General features: G+C 67.3%; 14 protein-coding genes. 10 read left to right on the forward strand and 4 right to left on the reverse strand.

The window, feature by feature from the left end; translation table 11 throughout:
- Window positions 1-3: 3 nt before the first annotated feature.
- The gene (locus tag ACHAA4_RS10210; RefSeq protein WP_435774071.1) at window positions 4-1,002 is read right to left on the reverse strand and encodes an acyltransferase family protein; all 999 of its coding nucleotides are present in this window, start codon (window positions 1,000-1,002) and stop codon (window positions 4-6) included.
- 271 nt (window positions 1,003-1,273) lie between these two features.
- Between ACHAA4_RS10210 and ACHAA4_RS10215 the strand changes: the two genes are divergently transcribed.
- From ACHAA4_RS10215 to ACHAA4_RS10230, 4 genes are all read left to right on the forward strand, one after another.
- Entirely contained in the window at window positions 1,274-2,638 is a 1,365-nt protein-coding gene (locus ACHAA4_RS10215) for an MFS transporter (RefSeq protein ID WP_435774072.1), read from the forward strand.
- A 187-nt stretch (window positions 2,639-2,825) separates the two neighbouring features.
- A complete protein-coding gene (locus ACHAA4_RS10220) occupies window positions 2,826-3,899 on the forward strand; it encodes an ABC transporter substrate-binding protein (protein WP_435774073.1) in 1,074 nt (357 codons plus the stop codon).
- Window positions 3,900-4,099: 200 nt separating this feature from the next.
- Window positions 4,100-5,050, forward strand: coding sequence for an ABC transporter permease (locus tag ACHAA4_RS10225; protein ID WP_435774074.1), 951 nt, complete (start codon window positions 4,100-4,102; stop codon window positions 5,048-5,050).
- A gap of 1 nt (window position 5,051) precedes the next feature.
- Window positions 5,052-5,843, forward strand: a complete 792-nt coding sequence (locus ACHAA4_RS10230) for an ABC transporter ATP-binding protein (protein WP_435774075.1) — start codon at window positions 5,052-5,054, stop codon at window positions 5,841-5,843.
- Window positions 5,844-5,915: 72 nt separating this feature from the next.
- Here the strand turns inward: ACHAA4_RS10230 and ACHAA4_RS10235 are convergent, their stop codons facing one another.
- Window positions 5,916-6,554: an HD domain-containing protein gene (locus ACHAA4_RS10235; protein WP_435774076.1), complete on the reverse strand. Its 639-nt coding sequence runs from the start codon at window positions 6,552-6,554 to the stop codon at window positions 5,916-5,918.
- Window positions 6,555-6,665: 111 nt separating this feature from the next.
- On the opposite strand from ACHAA4_RS10235, the gene ACHAA4_RS10240 reads away from it, so the two are divergent.
- The 3 genes from ACHAA4_RS10240 to ACHAA4_RS10250 all read left to right on the forward strand — a co-directional run bounded on the left by ACHAA4_RS10240 (window position 6,666) and on the right by ACHAA4_RS10250 (window position 9,620).
- On the forward strand, window positions 6,666-7,871 hold the full coding sequence (locus ACHAA4_RS10240) for a thiolase family protein (protein WP_435774077.1): 1,206 nt from the start codon (window positions 6,666-6,668) through the stop codon (window positions 7,869-7,871).
- A gap of 4 nt (window positions 7,872-7,875) precedes the next feature.
- A complete protein-coding gene (locus ACHAA4_RS10245; RefSeq protein ID WP_435774078.1) occupies window positions 7,876-8,703 on the forward strand; it encodes an enoyl-CoA hydratase/isomerase family protein in 828 nt (275 codons plus the stop codon).
- Window positions 8,704-8,804: 101 nt separating this feature from the next.
- Window positions 8,805-9,620, forward strand: a complete 816-nt coding sequence (locus ACHAA4_RS10250) for a 3-hydroxyacyl-CoA dehydrogenase family protein (protein WP_435774214.1) — start codon at window positions 8,805-8,807, stop codon at window positions 9,618-9,620.
- Window positions 9,621-9,660: 40 nt separating this feature from the next.
- On the opposite strand, the gene ACHAA4_RS10255 is transcribed toward ACHAA4_RS10250, so the two are convergent.
- Window positions 9,661-10,578, reverse strand: a complete 918-nt coding sequence (locus ACHAA4_RS10255) for a sugar-binding transcriptional regulator (RefSeq protein ID WP_435774215.1) — start codon at window positions 10,576-10,578, stop codon at window positions 9,661-9,663.
- A 229-nt stretch (window positions 10,579-10,807) separates the two neighbouring features.
- Between ACHAA4_RS10255 and ACHAA4_RS10260 the strand changes: the two genes are divergently transcribed.
- The 3 genes from ACHAA4_RS10260 (at window position 10,808) to glpK (ending at window position 14,960) form a co-directional block, all read left to right on the forward strand.
- Complete coding sequence (locus ACHAA4_RS10260) at window positions 10,808-12,556, forward strand: glycerol-3-phosphate dehydrogenase/oxidase (protein ID WP_435774079.1); 1,749 nt, start codon at window positions 10,808-10,810, stop codon at window positions 12,554-12,556.
- Between the two features lie 63 nt (window positions 12,557-12,619).
- Entirely contained in the window at window positions 12,620-13,363 is a 744-nt protein-coding gene (locus ACHAA4_RS10265) for an MIP/aquaporin family protein (RefSeq protein ID WP_435774080.1), read from the forward strand.
- A gap of 82 nt (window positions 13,364-13,445) precedes the next feature.
- Entirely contained in the window at window positions 13,446-14,960 is a 1,515-nt protein-coding gene (gene glpK / locus ACHAA4_RS10270; RefSeq protein WP_435774081.1) for a glycerol kinase GlpK, read from the forward strand.
- A 65-nt stretch (window positions 14,961-15,025) separates the two neighbouring features.
- Here glpK and ACHAA4_RS10275 read toward each other — a convergent pair whose 3' ends face one another.
- The gene (locus ACHAA4_RS10275; RefSeq protein ID WP_435774082.1) at window positions 15,026-15,976 is read right to left on the reverse strand and encodes an urea carboxylase-associated family protein; all 951 of its coding nucleotides are present in this window, start codon (window positions 15,974-15,976) and stop codon (window positions 15,026-15,028) included.
- Window positions 15,977-16,013: the final 37 nt, after the last annotated feature.

Here is a 16,013-nt window from a genome sequence, read left to right on the forward strand (position 1 = left end):
TTGCTAGGACATGCGCATGCGGTCGGAGCCCGGAGTGGAGACCGCACCGTCGCGGGCGGCGAGACGGGCCGCGACGCGACGATTGCCGGGCACGACGTAGAGCCAGCGGGTCCACGGTCGCAGCCACACCACGAGCAGGCTGAGCAGCAGTCCGCCGAGGGTGCAGGTGGCGACATGCAGCACCGGGTCGACGCCGAGCTGGCTCAGCCCGCGGTGGATCAGGATGATGATCGGGAAGTGGCTGACGTAGACCACGATGGAGTTGCGTCCGGCCCACTGCAGGAAGCTGTTGACCCGACCTGCCCGGATCCGCGGTGCCACCCAGAGGATCAGGGCGATGCCGGCCACGGCGGTGGGGGCGGCGTAGATGGTCCCGGCGCGGAACTCGCGGCTCTCCAGGCCGTGATGCGCCAGCCATGCGACGACCACACCGAGTGCCGCGATCAGCAGCCAGGGCGCCGTCGCCCAGCGCTGCAGGATCCTTGCGCACGCGGCGCCGAGGAAGAAGAAGGCTCCGTAGTAGAGGGTGCGGGTGACGAGCGAGTTCTCGACCTCGGTGTAGTGCCGGGCGATGATCATGACCACGAAGACGACGACGGCGAGCCCGCTCAGCAGCTGCGGCCGGGAGACCAGCGGCTTGAGCAGCATTCCGGCGAGGTAGCAGAGCGTCAACGCCATCAGGAACCAGAGGTAGTCCCCGGTCAGCCAGTACTGCAGCCGGCCCGGTCCGCCGTGATAGATCAGCACTCCGAACCCGACGAGCCAGATCATCAGCGGCCAGACGATGCTGGCGAACTTGCCCCACAGGTAGGCTCCGGCGGATTTCGCGAGCGAGCGGGGCAGCAGTGTTCCGGAGAGGAACATCAGCAGCGGCATCCGGAAGGGCTCGAGATAGAGGTTCAGCTCGGTCCACCGGTCCACACCGAGTCCGTTGGCGCGCGGAATGTCGGAGCCGTGCAGCACCACCACCAGCAGCACCGCGACGCCGCGGAGCAGGTCCATCCACCGCATGCGGGGGGAGGAGTCAGTCGGTGGCGGGGGCATGGTCCTGGCAGCGGTTCTCTCATGGGTGGTGGGGCGCAGAACTCCGCGCAGCGGCGCGAAGGGACGGTGAATTCACTGTAACCGACGGCGTTCCCACTGGTCACCGGACTGACCAACCGTTCGGTCATTAATTCTGGTACATTGGCGCTCATGTTCGTGACCTGGGTCACAAGCATTACCCAAGAATCACTCGTACGTCACCGTGACGTGTCCAGCCTTTGGAGCAGATATGAGCCAGACCACCTACCTCAGCAGCGAGGGGCATGACCTGACTCGCGAGGAGAAGAAGGTCCTCGCGGGAACACTCGTCGGCACCACCATCGAGTGGTACGACTTCTTCATCTACGCTCAGGCCGCAGGCTTCGTGCTGGCGGTGCTGTATTTCGAGCCGCTCGGTGAGGACAACGCCGCCCTGGCGCAGATCGTCGCCTGGGCCTCGGTCGGCATCTCCTTCCTCTTCCGCCCGCTCGGCGCGATCCTCGCCGGCATGATCGGGGACCGCTACGGCCGCAAGGTGGTCCTGGTGATCACGCTGATGGGCATGGGTGGAGCCACGGTGCTCATCGGCCTGCTTCCCACCTACGCGGCCTGGGGAGTCATGGCGCCGACCCTGCTCATCGTGCTCCGCGTGCTGCAGGGCCTCTCGGCCGGCGGCGAATGGGGCGGGGCGGCCCTGCTCGCCGTCGAACATGCTCCCCGCCACAAGCGCGGACTCTTCGGGGCCTACCCGCAGATCGGTGTCCCTCTGGGCATGCTCCTTGCCACCGGATTCATGTTCGCGCTCAATGCCATGACCACCGAGGAGCAGTTCATCTCCTGGGGCTGGCGCGTGCCGTTCCTGTTCTCCTTCGTGCTGATCCTCGTGGGCTTCTTCATCCGGCTCAAGGTCGACGAGTCCCCGGTCTTCCTGGAGATGAAGGAGCGCAAGAAGGAGTCCTCGGCCCCGCTCAAGGAGCTGGTGACCACGCACAAGAAGTACACCTTCCTGGCAGCGCTGATCTTCGCCGCGAACAACGCCGCAGGCTATCTGGTGATCGCCTTCTTCGCCGCCTACGGCGTCAACACGCTTGGCATGGATCGCAATGACACCCTCATCGCCTCGCTGATCGGCGGCGTCGGCTGGTTCATCTTCACGCTCTTCGGCGGATACATCTCCGACCGGATCGGACGTGTCAAGACCTTCCAGATCGGCTACGGCATCATCATCGTCTGGGCGATCCCGATGTGGTTCCTGCTCGACACCGCCTCGCTGCCGCTGTTCGCGCTGGCGATCTTCATCCTCACCATCGGTCTGGGCCCGTCCTACGGCCCGCAGTCGGCGCTCTACGCCGAGATGTTCCCGGTCAACATCCGCTTCTCGGGCGTCTCGATCGGCTACGCGCTGGGCTCGATCATCGGCGGCGCCTTCGCGGCCACCATCGCCCAGACCATCCTGAACACCACCGGACAGTCCTGGCTGATCGGCGTCTACATCGCGATCCTGGCGATCATCTCCTTCATCGCCGTCTCGATGGTGCCGAAGAAGCTTCAGGGCATCAACCTCAATGACGACAGCGAGCGCGAAGAACTCTCGGAGACCCCGGGCACGCGCTGACCTGCTGCCCCTCAGACCTGGAGCAGGATAATCTCTTTTCCACATCGCGGAAACGCAGGGATTATTCGCAGCACCAGAAACACCGCAGGATCACCCGCACCACCTGAATCACGCACCACATGAATCACGCACAGCATCACGCCGGTGAGACCCACCGACGGATGATGCACCTAGATGAGGAGCACCTATGCGATCACGCAGCACAACTATGAGGCTCTCGGCGGCGCTTGCCGCCAGTGCCCTGATGCTCACCGCCTGCGGCGGCGACACCGAAGGCGAAGGCACCGAGGGTGAGGCCGGCGAAGAAGGCGGCAGCTACTCGATCGGCATCACTCAGATCGTCTCCCACCCGTCACTCGACGAAGCCCGCGACGGCTTCAAGGCAGCGTTCGAGGACGCCGGCGTCGAGGTGGAATGGGATGAGCAGAACGCCCAGGGCGAGCAGGCCACGGCGAGCAACATCGCCGGGACCTTCGCCAGCTCAGACATGGACCTGGTCCATGCCATCGCCACCCCCACCGCCCAGGCCGCGGCCCAGGCGATCACTGACAAGCCGATCGTGTTCTCCGCGGTCACCGACCCGGAGGAAGCCGGCCTGGTGGACTCCTGGGAGGAGCCCGGTGCCAACATCACCGGTGCCTCCGACCTGAACCCGGTGATGGAGCAGTTCGAGCTGCTCCAGGAGATCGCCCCCGACGCCGAGACGGTGGGCATCGTCTACTCCTCGGGCGAGTCCAACTCGGCGGTACAGGTGGAGCTCGCCCAGGAGGCGGCCGACGAGCTCGGCCTGGAGATCCAGGAGGCGACCATCTCGAACTCCTCCGAGGTCCAGCAGGGCGTGGAGTCCCTCGACGTCGATGCGATCTGGGTCCCGACCGACAACGCTGTCGTCTCGGCCCTGGAGTCCGTGCTGCAGTACGGACAGCAGAACTCCATCCCGGTGATCGCCTCCGAGGGTGACTCGGTCATCCGCGGCTCTGTGGCCACCTACGGCATCAACTACGCCGACCTCGGCCGCCAGGCCGGGGAGATGGCGCTGCGGATCCTCGAGGACGGCGAGGATCCGGCGTCCATGGCGGTGGAGACTCAGGAGACCCTGCAGCTGATCGTCAACCCTGAGGCCGCCGAGGCCATGGGTGTCGAGCTGGACCAGGAGCTTCTGGATCGCGCGGACACGGTCGTCGGCGAGGATGTCGACGCCGAGGACCCCGCCGAGGCTGACGAGGCCGCCGGTGAAGAGGATGCAGAAGACGAGGAGTGACCCCGCGCGGGTGACTCGACTCGCCCCCTCCGGCCGCTGCGCGCGGCTGTGACACGGCCGCTGCACGCGGCTATGACTGACAGATGACCACCAGGCAGGGCGCCGGGACAGCCGCACCAGGCTGCACCGGCGCCCGCCGGCTGAGTGGACGTGGACCCGCCGACGGCCGATGATCCGGCCGCGACGACAAATGAGGACACATGATCACAGCATTCGAGCTCGGGCTGATCTACGCGATCATGGCCCTGGGCGTGTACCTGACCTTCAGGATTCTGAACTTCCCCGACCTGACCGTAGACGGATCCTTCACCTCCGGTGCGGCGACGGCGGCCATCCTGATCACCAACGAGGTGGACCCCTTCCTGGCCACCGCCGCGGCCTTCGTGGTCGGCAGCCTCGCCGGAATGATCACCGGCCTGCTGCACACCAAGGGCAACATCAACGGGCTGCTGGCGGGGATCCTGACGATGATCGGGCTCTATTCCATCAACCTGCGCATCATGGACGGGGCCAACGTGCCCCTGCTCGGCCAGGACACCGTCATCTCGATGATGCGCGGCTTCACCGGTGTGGGCTGGACGTCGGTGGCCGTTCTGGCCGCCGTCGCGCTGATCTTCAAGCTGATCATGGACTGGTACCTGCAGACGGACAACGGGCTGGCGCTGCGTGCCACCGGCGACAACGAGCAGATGATCAGTTCCTTCGCGGTCAGCACCGACCGGCAGAAGATCATCGGCCTGATGCTCTCGAACGGACTCGTCGGCATCGCCGGCGCCGTCGTCGCCCAGCACCAGGGCTTCGCCGACATCGGCATGGGCATCGGTCTGATCCTGGTCGGACTCGCCTCGGTGATCGTGGGCCAGGCCATCTTCGGCAGCCGCAGCGTCATCCAGGCCACGCTCGCCGTGATCCTCGGCGCAGTGGTCTACCGCCTGGCGATCCAGCTCGCGCTCAACGTCGGGCTCAACCCCAACGACATGAAGCTGATGTCGGCGATCCTGGTCGTCGCGGCCCTGCTGCTGCCCCAGTGGAAGGGCTTCTCGAAGCTGAGCCTGAGACGTAAGAGCCCCTCGCCGCTGGCGGACGCCGCCGCACCCGCGACCACATCAGACGCCCACCTGCCCAAGACCTCGGCCGAGAAGGGAGCCTGACATGTTGAACATCGCCTCAGTCTCCAAGACGTTCTTCCCGCACACCGTCAACGAGCGCCGCGCGCTGGTGGACGTGAACCTGGAGCTCAAGGAGGGTGACTTCGTCACCGTCATCGGCTCCAACGGCGCGGGCAAGTCCACCCTGCTCAACACCGTCGCGGGACGCATCCACCAGGACACCGGTGTGGTCTCCCTCGACGGCACCGATGTCAGCCGGCTCAAGGAGCACCAGCGGGCGGCGCAGATCGGCCGGGTCTTCCAGGACCCGATGGCAGGCACCGCTCCGAATCTCAGCATCGAGGAGAACCTTTCCCTGGCCGACCGCCGGGGGCGTCCGCGCGGGCTCTCTCGCGGGGTGACCAAGTCCAAGCGGGACCGCTTCGCCGAGGCGCTCAAGCAGCTGGAGCTGGGCCTGGAGGGACGCCTGAAGACCAAGGTTGGGCTGCTCTCCGGCGGCCAGCGCCAGGCGCTGAGCCTGCTCATGGCCACGTACTCGGACCCGCGCGTGCTGCTGCTCGACGAGCACACCGCGGCACTGGATCCGCAGCGCGCGGAGCTGGTCACCCGGCTCACCCGCAGCGTGGTGGAGGACAAGGGTCTGACCACGCTGATGGTCACGCACAACATGGTCCAGGCTCTGGAGGTCGGCAATCGGCTGATCATGATGCACGAGGGTCGCATCATCCTCGACGTCAGCGCCGAGCAGAAGGCGCAGATGACCCCGCAGGACCTGCTCGCCGAGTTCGGCAAGCTCAAGGGCGCCGTGGTCGACGACAAGACGCTGCTGCAGTAACCCGCCGCACCGCTGCGCCGCTGTTCCGCCACGTCGCCGTCCCTGGCCCGGCGCAGCCGGCTCAGCCGGTTCCTACTCGGGCCAGGGCGAGGTGCGGATGACCTCGACGAAGTCCCCGCGCTCGAAGCCGGGCAGGAAGTGCGCGAGCACATCGGCCTTCACGTTGCCGAAGGTGGTCTCCGGCCGGTCCTTGAGTCCCTCGGTGAACGCCGCGAGGATCTCGTTCTTGAAGTCCGGCCGGGGGTGAGCCTCGACGACGGCGGCGCGCTGCTCCTCGGTGATCGCGTCGTAGCCCAGGCCCAGTACGTCGAGCTCGACGCCACGGGTCACCAGTGCGACCTCCGGGTCCATGTGCAGCGGGATCTCCGGGGTGGTGTGCAGCGCGATGCCGTTCCACACCTTCTGCGCGTCCGCCTCGGGGATCCCGTGGGTGAGCAGGAAGCGGCGGGCCTCGTCAGCGGCGTCGATCTCGAAGCGCTGGTCGGTGCGTCGGTAGGTCTCGGTGAGCCCGAGATCGTGGAACATCGCCCCGATATAGAGCAGCTCCGGATCCGCGCTGGTGCCCAGCGCCTCGCCGCGCAGCGAGCCGAAGAGGTAGACCCGTCGGGAGTGGTGGAAGACCAGCGGTGCGGCCACGTCGCGGAGAAGCTCCGTCGCCTCGCGCGCCATCGGGGAGTCGGGAATGGTGATGCCAGCAATGATTTCGCTCATGCTCTCCATTGTGGGCCACCGACAGCCACATGCTGTGATTGACCCCACAGTGCACTCGTGGAAGAGTACAGGTGAACGATCGGTCAGTTATTCCTGTGAAAGGCGCATGACGTGGCGATCAGCCCTGTATATCTTGTCTCCGGCACCCGCACCCCCGTCGGCCGCTACGGCGGTGCGCTGTCGATGGTCCGTCCCGATGATCTCGCGGCCCTGGTGGTGCGCCAGGTGGTCCAGGAGTCCGGCATCGACCCTGCCGACGTCGACGAGGTGATCCTCGGCAACGCCAACGGCGCCGGGGAGGAGAACCGCAACGTCGCCCGGATGGCCTGGCTGCTCGCCGGATTCCCGGACACCGTCCCGGGCATCACCGTGAACCGACTGTGCGCCTCGGGCATGAGCGCGATCTCCCAGGCCCAGCACATGATCGCCGCCGGCGCGGCGGACATCGTCGTCGCCGGGGGAGTGGAGTCCATGTCCCGCGCCCCCTGGGTGATGGCCAAGCCCACCACCGCCTTCGGCAAGCCCGGAGAGGTGGTCGACACCTCCATCGGCTGGCGGTTCACCAACCCTGAGTTCAAGGCCATCGAGAAGCGCACCTTCTCCATGCCCGAGACCGCCGAGGAGGTCGCCCGCGTCGAAGGCGTCACCCGGGAAGACGCCGACGCCTTCGCCGTCGAGTCCCAGCGCCGCGCGCTCGCCGCCATCGACGCCGATCGTCTGGCCCGAGAGATCACCCCGGTCGAGGTCCATGGTCGCAAGGGCGCGGTCACCGTGGTGGACACCGACGAGGGCCCCCGACGCGGGGTCACCGTCGAGTCCTTGGCCGGGCTGCGCCCCGTCGTCGCCGGAGGCTCCGTGGTCACCGCCGGCAACGCCTCCTCGCTCAACGACGGCGCCTCCGCGGTGATCGTCGCCTCCGAGGCGGCGGTGAAGAAGTATGGGCTGACCCCGCGGGCACGCATCGCCGGCGGAGCCAGCGCCGGGCTGGCCCCGGAGATCATGGGCATGGGCCCGGTCCCCGCGACGGCCAAGGCGCTCGACCGTGCGGGCTGGAGCATCGAGGACCTCGGAGCGGTGGAGCTCAACGAGGCCTTCGCGACCCAGTCGCTGGCCAGCATGCGCCGGCTCGGGTTGGACCCTGCCATCGTCAACGCCGACGGCGGCGCGATCGCTCTGGGCCACCCGCTGGGCTCCTCCGGCTGCCGGATCGTGCTCACTCTGGCGCGGCGGATGGAGGACGAAGGCGTGGCCCGCGGGCTCGCCACCATGTGCGTGGGCGTCGGCCAGGGCTCCGCCCTGCTGCTGGAGAAGGTCTGAGGTTATGAGCGCACCAGAACCCACGCTGCTCGACGCCGAGCACTATACGACACTGCGAATCACCGAGTCCGCTGACCGGCTGCACGCCCAGCTGGACCGCCCCGAGGTCCGCAACGCCATCGACGCCACCATGATCACCGAGCTGCACGGGGTCTGCGCGCACCTGGAGCAGCACCCGAAGGTGCTGATCCTCTCCGGCACCGAATCCGGGGGCAGAGGCATCTTCGCCTCGGGCGCCGACATCGAGCAGCTCAAGGAGCGACGACGTGCCGACGCCCTGCGCGGGGTCAACTCCACCGCCTTCGAACGCCTGGCCAAGCTGCCCATGCCGGTGATCGCCGCGCTGGACGGCTACGCCCTGGGCGGCGGCGCCGAACTGGCCTGGGCCGCGGACTTCCGGCTCGGCACCCCCGAGGTCAAGATCGGCCAGCCTGAGACCGGCCTGGGCATCATCCCCGCCGCAGGAGCCCTCTGGCGGCTGCGCGAACTCGCCGGGGAGGGCATCGCCAAAGAGATCCTGCTGACCGGTCGGATCCTCGACGCCCAGGAGTCCCTGCACCACGGACTGCTGAACGCGGTGCACCCCGCGCACGCGCTGCTCGACGCTGCCCACGCCCTCGCGGACCGGATCGCCAAGCAGGACCCGCTCGCCGTGCGGATCAGCAAGCAGGTCTTCTCCATGCCGCGCGAGGCCCACCCGCAGATCGACAACCTCGCCCAGGCGATCCTGTTCGAATCCGAAGCCAAGTTCGACCGGATGCAGGCGTTCCTGGACCGTCGAGAGGCCAAGGCCGCCGCCACGCCAGAACCGACCCCAGGAGACGACCGATGAGCGCCCCGAGCCCAGCAACAGGCCCCGATGCCCAGAGCCCAGCTGCACGCCCCGCGACCCAGCTCTTCCCCGCGGCCGTCGGAGTGCTGGGCGGCGGGCGGATGGGCGCAGGGATCGCCCACGCCTTTCTCGTCGCCGGGGCCGAGGAGGTCGTCGTCGTCGACATCACCGAGGAGGCGGCGCAGACGGCAGCCGCCCGGATCACCAAGGACCTCGAGGCCTCGCTGACCCGCGGCAAGATCGCGGGCGAGCTGGCCAGCTGGGCGGACCGGCTCACCGCCACCGCTGATGTCACGGCGTTCGCGCGCTGCGGCCTGGTCGTGGAGGCGGTGCCCGAGGACATGACGCTCAAGGTGGACTCGCTGCGCCGGGCCGAGGCCCAGCTGGCGCCGGAGGCCTGGCTGGCCACCAACACCTCATCACTGTCCATCACCGCGCTCGCCGAACGCCTCGAGCGGCCCGAGCGGTTCTGCGGACTGCACTTCTTCAATCCGGTGCCGGCCTCGAAGCTGGTGGAGGTGGTGCTCGCCGAGCGCACCGGGGAGGAGCTCGCCGCGCTGAGCCCGCGCTGGGTCGAGGCCCTGGGCAAGACCCCGGTGGTGGTCAAAGACGCGCCGGGCTTCGCCTCCTCCCGGCTCGGTGTGGCGATCGGGCTCGAAGCCATCCGGATGGTCGAGGAAGGCGTGGCCGCCCCGGCAGACATCGACAACGCGATGGTGCTCGGCTACAAGTTCCCGATCGGGCCGCTCGCGCTGACCGACATCGTCGGCCTGGACGTGCGGCTGGGCATCGCGGAGTACCTTGAGTCCCAGCTGGGGGAGCGCTTCGCGCCGCCGCAGCTGATGCGTGACATGGTCGCCCGCGGCGAGCTCGGGAAGAAGTCCGGCAAGGGCTTCTACGACTACCCGGCGGAGTGATCATTGGGGCCCGCGCGATCCGGCATCGAGCCCGCCCCGGTCAGAGACCCTCGCTCTGGACCAACCAGCGGGCCGAGGCCTCATCGAGGATGAGGTCGGTGGGGAGCCCGGCGGCCAGGGCCCCGCACAGCCCGCTGATCTTCGACTCGCCCGAGACGACGCAGATCCGCCGCGGCACCTGTCTCAGCAGATCAAGATCGGGGCCCGTGCTGCGCTGATTGATCCGCAGATCGCGATGACTTCCATCGGCGCGGAAGAACATCGTCGCCACGTCCCCGACCACCCGTTCTGCACTCAGCGCGCGCAGGTCCGCGTCGTCGAGATACCCGCCCGAATAGACATGACTGGGGATCCCGGAATGGGTGGACCCGACGCCGAAGATCGCCATCGTCATGCGCTGCTGCAGCTCGAGGATCCGGATCACGCTGCGTTCGGCCCACATCGCGGTCTTGGTCTCGGCGTGGTCGAAGAAGGCCGGCACCGGAAACTGCTCCACCCTGGCGCCGTAGGCCTGACCGAACCGACGCAGGATCTCACTGGCATAGGCGATCCCCGTGGTCTGGGTGTTGCCGGCGCCGTTGAGCTGCACGATGGTGCTGTCGTGGGTGCTCTTCTTCGTCAGGTGCTGGCTGACCGCACTCAGCGTGGAGCCCCAGGCGACGCCGACGATGGCGTTGGAGTCCACCAGCGGCCCGATGGTGCGGGCGGCCTGGATCGCCACCCGGTCCAGCACCTCTGAATCGGTGACCATCTCGGAGACCGGCACCACATGGGCCTCCACGCCGAACCGGCGCCGGATCTCATTCTCCAACGACGGTGCACGGTGCCGGGGATTGTTGACCTGGATCTCCACCAGACCCGTGTCGCGCGCCATCGAGAGCAGCCGCGAGACCGTGGAGCGAGACGTGCGAAGCTCACGCGCGATGGCGTTCATGGTCAGGTCCTGCAGGTAGTACATCTGGGCGGCCCGCAGGGCATCTGCGCTCCGGGATCGCTGTCCGCCCTCGGTGGAATAACGTGCACCGGAGTCCTCTCGCTCGCCCTCAGATGACAGGTTCACCGGTAACTCACTCCCTTGTTTGTGCACGTCTGTGCATCAGCATTGACTAATCTTTGCATTCTTTCAAGAGTGGTCTCATGCGCACCGCAGACGCCGATGCACCCCCTGACACCTCGAGGAGAATGTGATGGCCGACACAATTGGGATCGATGGAAACACCCGCACCGCTGGTGAAAGACGAGAGGTGCGGCAGCTTCGCGAGAATCCCCGGTCCTCGGTGTTGATCATCGGCGGCGGCATCAACGGCGTCGGGACCTTCCGGGACCTGGCGCTCCAAGGAGTGGATGTGGCGCTCGTGGAGCGCGGTGACTACTGCGAGGGTGCATCCGGGGCCTCCTCGCACATGATCCACGGCGGAATCCGCTACCTGGAGAACGGCGAGTTCCGACTGGTCCGCGAATCCGTGGTCGAGCGCAACGGCCTGTTGAAGACTGCACCGCATTACGTCAAGCCGCTGCAGACCACCATCCCGATCTTCAGCACCTTCTCCGGGATCCTCGCCGCCCCTCTGCGGTTCATCACACACCGCCAGCAGGGTCAGCCGCGGGAACGCGGCGCGTTCCTGATCAAAGCCGGACTGACCATGTACGACTGGTTCTCCCGTGACGGCGGCGCCGTTCCGCGCCACCGCTTCGCCGGACGACGCGCCTCCCTCGCGCAGCTGCCCGACCTGCGTCCCGACGTCCGCTACACCGCCACCTACTTCGACGCCTCGGTGCACAACCCGGAGCGGATGACCCTGGATGTGCTGCGCGACGGGCTCAACGCCAACCCTGAGGTCCGCGCCACGAACTACGTCAGCGCGGTGGGCCGCAGCGGTGAGACCGTGACGCTGCGCGATGAGCTGACCGGAGAGGAGTTCCCGTTCACCGCCGACGTGGTGGTCAACGCCACCGGAGCCTGGGTCGATGGGACCAACGAGTCCCTCGGCGAGCCCAGCGCCTTCATGGGCGGAACCAAGGGCTCCCACATCGTGCTCGATCACCCCGAGCTGCTGGCGGCCTGCGCGGGCCGCGAGATGTTCTTCGAGAACACCGACGGTCGAATCGTGCTGATCTACCCCATCGAGGACCGGGTCTTGGTCGGCACCACAGACATCGACGTCGACGTGAACGAGCCCGCCGTCTGCACCCCCGAAGAGGTCGACTACTTCATCGATCTCATCGGGCAGGTCTTCCCGAAGATCACGGTGGAGCACGGACACGTCGTCTACAGCTTCTCCGGCGTCCGGCCGCTGCCCCGTCACGACGAGACCCAGCCCGGGTTCGTCTCACGGGACTACCGCATCGAGAAGCGCGAGGACCGCGTCGGAGACCGTTCGGTGACCACGCTCAGCCTGGTCGGCGGCAAGTGGACCACCTTCCGCGCGCTCTCGGAGCACATGACCGACGACGTGCTCGAGGTGCTCGGCAAGCGCCGCACGGTCAGCACCGCCGGCCTCGCCATCGGCGGCGGCGAAGGCTTCCCCAAGACGGCCTCCGCCGAGAAGGCCTGGGTCATGGCCCACGCCGGGGACGGTCTCTCCGCCGAGCGGGTGGAAGGGCTCTTGATCAGGTACGGGACCCGCGCCGCCGACGTCATCGACCACCTGCGCGCAGGAACTGACACCAACTTGGACTCCACCTCGGAGCTGAGCCAGCGCGAGCTCGCCTACATGGTGAAGCACGAACAGATCGGTCACCTGATCGACGTGCTGATCCGTCGCACCTCCCTGGCCTTCCGAGGACTTGTCACTGCAGAGCTGCTGCGCGAGCTGGCCGAAAGCCTGGCTCCGCTGCTCGGCTGGGACGCACAGACACAAGCCGATGAGATCGAACACGCCCGACGAGTGCTGCGTGAGTGGCACACCGTCGAGCTCAAGGATCTGGTGGCCTGACCCCGCCGGGCAGAAGCCCGACGGGTACATCCTGGAAGAAATGAATAACGAAAGGAGCCAACGATGTCTCTAGAAGCATTCGTCGCCGAGACATTCGGCACCATGCTGCTGCTGCTGCTCGGCGGCGGCGTCGTCGCCAACGTCGCACTGCGGGGCACCAAGGGCAACAACGGCGGATTTCTGATGGTCAACTTCGGCTGGGGGCTCGGCGTCTTCGCCGGCGTCTACGTCGCGGCGCTCTCCGGCGCGCACCTGAACCCCGCCGTGACGGTGGGACTGCTGGTCAACGCAGATACGGCCACTCTGGGCCCCGACATCGACAAGACGCTGCTCAACGTGGTGCTCTACTTCGCGGCGCAGATGCTCGGCGCCATGATCGGTGCCGTGCTGTGCTACCTGGCATATAAGCAGCATTTCGACGCCGAGCCGGACCCCGCCACGAAGCTCGGTGTCTTCTCCACCGGCCCGGCCATCAGGTCTGCCCCGTGGAACCTGGCGACTGAGATCGTGGGCACCTTCGTGCTGGTCTTCGTGATCATCGCGCAGGGGAGCACGCCCTCAGGTCTGGGACCGCTCGCGGTGGCGCTGCTGGTCGTCGGCATCGGCGCCTCCCTCGGCGGGCCCACCGGCTACGCCATCAACCCCGCACGTGACCTTGGACCCAGGATCGTCCACGCACTGCTGCCCATCAAGGGCAAGGGTGGCAGCGACTGGTCCTACGCCTGGGTGCCGGTGCTCGGCCCCCTGATCGGCGGCGCCCTCGGCGGCCTGCTGGCTATGGTGGTCAGCTTCCCCGCCGTCGCCTGAGCGCGGAGAGCAGTGAACGGCGGTCCAGCGGCTGCCAGCACCATCATCATCGACAAAAACATCACTCAAAGAGGAGAAGAACATGTCGAAGTACGTTATTGCGATCGACCAGGGAACGACCTCGAGCCGGGCCATCATCTTCGATCACACCGGGAACATCGTGTCCTCAGGGCAGAAGGAGCACGAGCAGATCTTCCCCAAGGCCGGATGGGTCGAGCATGATCCGATGGAGATCTGGAACAACACCAGAGAGGTCATCGGCAACGCACTGTCCAAGGTGAACCTCACCCGGCACGACATCGCCGCTGTGGGCATCACCAACCAGCGCGAGACCACCGTGGTCTGGGACAAGAACACCGGGGATCCGGTGTACAACGCGATCGTCTGGCAGGATACTCGCACTCAGTCGATCGTCGATGAGCTCGCCGCCGACGGCGGGGTGGAGCGCTTCAAGGCCAAGGTCGGTCTGCCCCTGGCCACCTACTTCTCGGGCACCAAGGTGAAGTGGATCCTCGACAACGTCGAGGGCGTCCGCGAGCGGGCCGAGGCGGGCGACCTGCTCTTCGGCAACACCGACTCCTGGATCACCTGGCACCTCACCGGCGGCACCGAAGGCGGTGTGCACATCACCGATGTCACCAACGCCTCGCGGACCATGTTCATGGACCTGGAGACCCTCTCATGGGATGACGAGCTCCTGGAGGCCTTCGGAGTGCCCCGGTCGATGCTGCCCGAGATCAAGTCCTCCTCGGAGGTCTACGGCAAGGTCCACGGCGCACAGCTGCTGCGTGAGACGCCGGTGGCCGGCATCCTCGGTGACCAGCAGGCCGCGACCTTCGGGCAGGCGGCGTTCGAGAAGGGCGGGGCCAAGAACACCTACGGCACCGGCAACTTCCTGATCGTGAACACCGGCGAGGAGATCGTCCGTTCCGAAAACGGTCTGCTCACCACCGTCTGCTACAAGCTGGGAGATGCCAAGCCGGTGTACGCCCTTGAAGGTTCGATCGCGGTGACAGGTTCACTGATCCAGTGGCTGCGCGACAACCTGGGCTTCATCAAGACCGCCCCTGAGGTGGAAACCCTGGCCGAGTCCGTTGAGGACAACGGCGGGGTCTACGTGGTGCCGGCCTTCTCGGGCCTGTTCGCTCCCTACTGGCGGGGCGAGGCGCGCGGCGTCATCGTCGGCCTCACCCGCTTCGTGAACAAGGGTCACATCGCCCGGGCGGCGCTGGAGGCCACGGCCTTCCAGACCCGCGAGGTGCTCGACGCCGCGAACGCCGACGCGGGGGTCGACATGGAGGACCTGCGGGTCGACGGCGGCATGGTCGCCAACGATGCACTGATGCAGTTCCAGGCCGACATCCTCGGGATCCCCGTGGTGCGTCCCAAGGTCGTGGAGACCACCGCGCTGGGCGCGGCCTACGCGGCAGGCCTGGCGGTCGGCTTCTGGAACGACACCGACGAGCTGGCGGCCAACTGGTCCGAGGACAAGCGCTGGATGCCGTCCATGGACGAGGCTGAGCGTGACCGCCAGCTTCGGCTGTGGAAGAAGGCCGTGACCCGGACCTTCGACTGGGTGGACGAGGACGTCAAGTAGCAGGTCCTCCCGTGCCGACGGGCCCGCACCGGTCTTCAGAGACCAGGTGCGGGCCCGTCGTCGTGTCAGGGGCGAGGGGCCACCCGTCCGCCGTGCGGGGGCGCGATCAGTCCATGGCGACCACGTCGACCGCGGTACTGCGCGATCTCCGGAGGCTGCCAGGCGCTCAGCGCCTCGTCCGGGAGGGAGAACACCTGCACGCCCAGCGGGTGGCAGTGCTCGAGCTGCTCCTCGGTGCTTGCCGCTTCGGGGCCCCACATGTGCACCGAGAGGTCCCCGCCGGGGCATGTGGAGAGGGCGCAGAGCAGATCGGTCTCGGCGAAGAACTCGAAGTAGTCGCCCGGCTGGGTGGGGCAGGTGTCCATGAAGTACTCGCGGTCCTCGTTCAGACCGGCGAACTGGAAGACGTTGAGCACGTCGTGGACGTCAGACTCGGTGAGCCCGTGGTCCAGGACCGCCCGGGTGAGGTTGGAATGGCAGTGATAGTCGAAGTCCTCGCCGGCCAGCATCCGATTCACGTACGGGTCGCAGCGCGTGCCCAGCAGGTCGTGGATGACCTCGGCGTCGGGATGATCGGCCAGGGAGTCCCCGATCACGGTGGCCATGGGCCGCAGGTAGGGCAGCGTGGACCAGAACCGGTCATAGGTGGTCATCGAGGCGCGCTGCAGCTGCCGGGTGCGGGAGGCCCAGAACCGCTCCCGTGGGTTGTGCAGGTTCCACAGGTTCAGGTCACCGACCTGCGGGCCCTCTACGGCGTTGATCCTCACGATCGAGCCGGCCTTGACCTCCCAGGCGTGCCCGGAGCGGACCGGGATCTCGAACTCCCGGGCCAGCGTCCGTTCGGCAGCGGCCACGGCGTCGTAGAAGCTGCGATCCGGATCCAGCGGACCTCCGGGCATCGACTGATAGGCCGCGGGCTGGTCGTAGGAGCGCGGGCCCGAGGATGATGTGCGCGCAGGGATCGAGGCGTCGAGCTCTTCGCCGGCGGGGTCTGCGGCCTGGGGATCTCCGGTCATGTAAGTCTCCTTCGCACGGGAAAGGGCCCAGTCTAGG

It is taken from the genome of Nesterenkonia maliinae, from assembly GCF_051262655.1.
Classification (GTDB): Bacteria; Actinomycetota; Actinomycetes; order Actinomycetales; family Micrococcaceae; genus Nesterenkonia.

Excerpts from the sequence above, each read along its gene's own strand:
- ACHAA4_RS10230 (WP_435774075.1), top strand. The coding sequence starts at position 5,052 with ATGTTGAACATCGCCTCAGTCTCCAAGACGTTCTTCCCGCACACCGTC.
- ACHAA4_RS10275 (WP_435774082.1), bottom strand. The coding sequence starts at position 15,976 with ATGACCGGAGATCCCCAGGCCGCAGACCCCGCCGGCGAAGAGCTCGAC.
- ACHAA4_RS10255 (WP_435774215.1), bottom strand. The coding sequence starts at position 10,578 with ATGTACTACCTGCAGGACCTGACCATGAACGCCATCGCGCGTGAGCTT.
- ACHAA4_RS10210 (WP_435774071.1), bottom strand. The coding sequence starts at position 1,002 with ATGGACCTGCTCCGCGGCGTCGCGGTGCTGCTGGTGGTGGTGCTGCAC.
- ACHAA4_RS10260 (WP_435774079.1), top strand. The coding sequence starts at position 10,808 with ATGGCCGACACAATTGGGATCGATGGAAACACCCGCACCGCTGGTGAA.
- ACHAA4_RS10265 (WP_435774080.1), top strand. The coding sequence starts at position 12,620 with ATGTCTCTAGAAGCATTCGTCGCCGAGACATTCGGCACCATGCTGCTG.
- ACHAA4_RS10225 (WP_435774074.1), top strand. The coding sequence starts at position 4,100 with ATGATCACAGCATTCGAGCTCGGGCTGATCTACGCGATCATGGCCCTG.
- ACHAA4_RS10235 (WP_435774076.1), bottom strand. The coding sequence starts at position 6,554 with ATGAGCGAAATCATTGCTGGCATCACCATTCCCGACTCCCCGATGGCG.
- ACHAA4_RS10245 (WP_435774078.1), top strand. The coding sequence starts at position 7,876 with ATGAGCGCACCAGAACCCACGCTGCTCGACGCCGAGCACTATACGACA.
- ACHAA4_RS10215 (WP_435774072.1), top strand. The coding sequence starts at position 1,274 with ATGAGCCAGACCACCTACCTCAGCAGCGAGGGGCATGACCTGACTCGC.
- glpK (WP_435774081.1), top strand. The coding sequence starts at position 13,446 with ATGTCGAAGTACGTTATTGCGATCGACCAGGGAACGACCTCGAGCCGG.
- ACHAA4_RS10220 (WP_435774073.1), top strand. The coding sequence starts at position 2,826 with ATGCGATCACGCAGCACAACTATGAGGCTCTCGGCGGCGCTTGCCGCC.
- ACHAA4_RS10250 (WP_435774214.1), top strand. The coding sequence starts at position 8,805 with ATGGGCGCAGGGATCGCCCACGCCTTTCTCGTCGCCGGGGCCGAGGAG.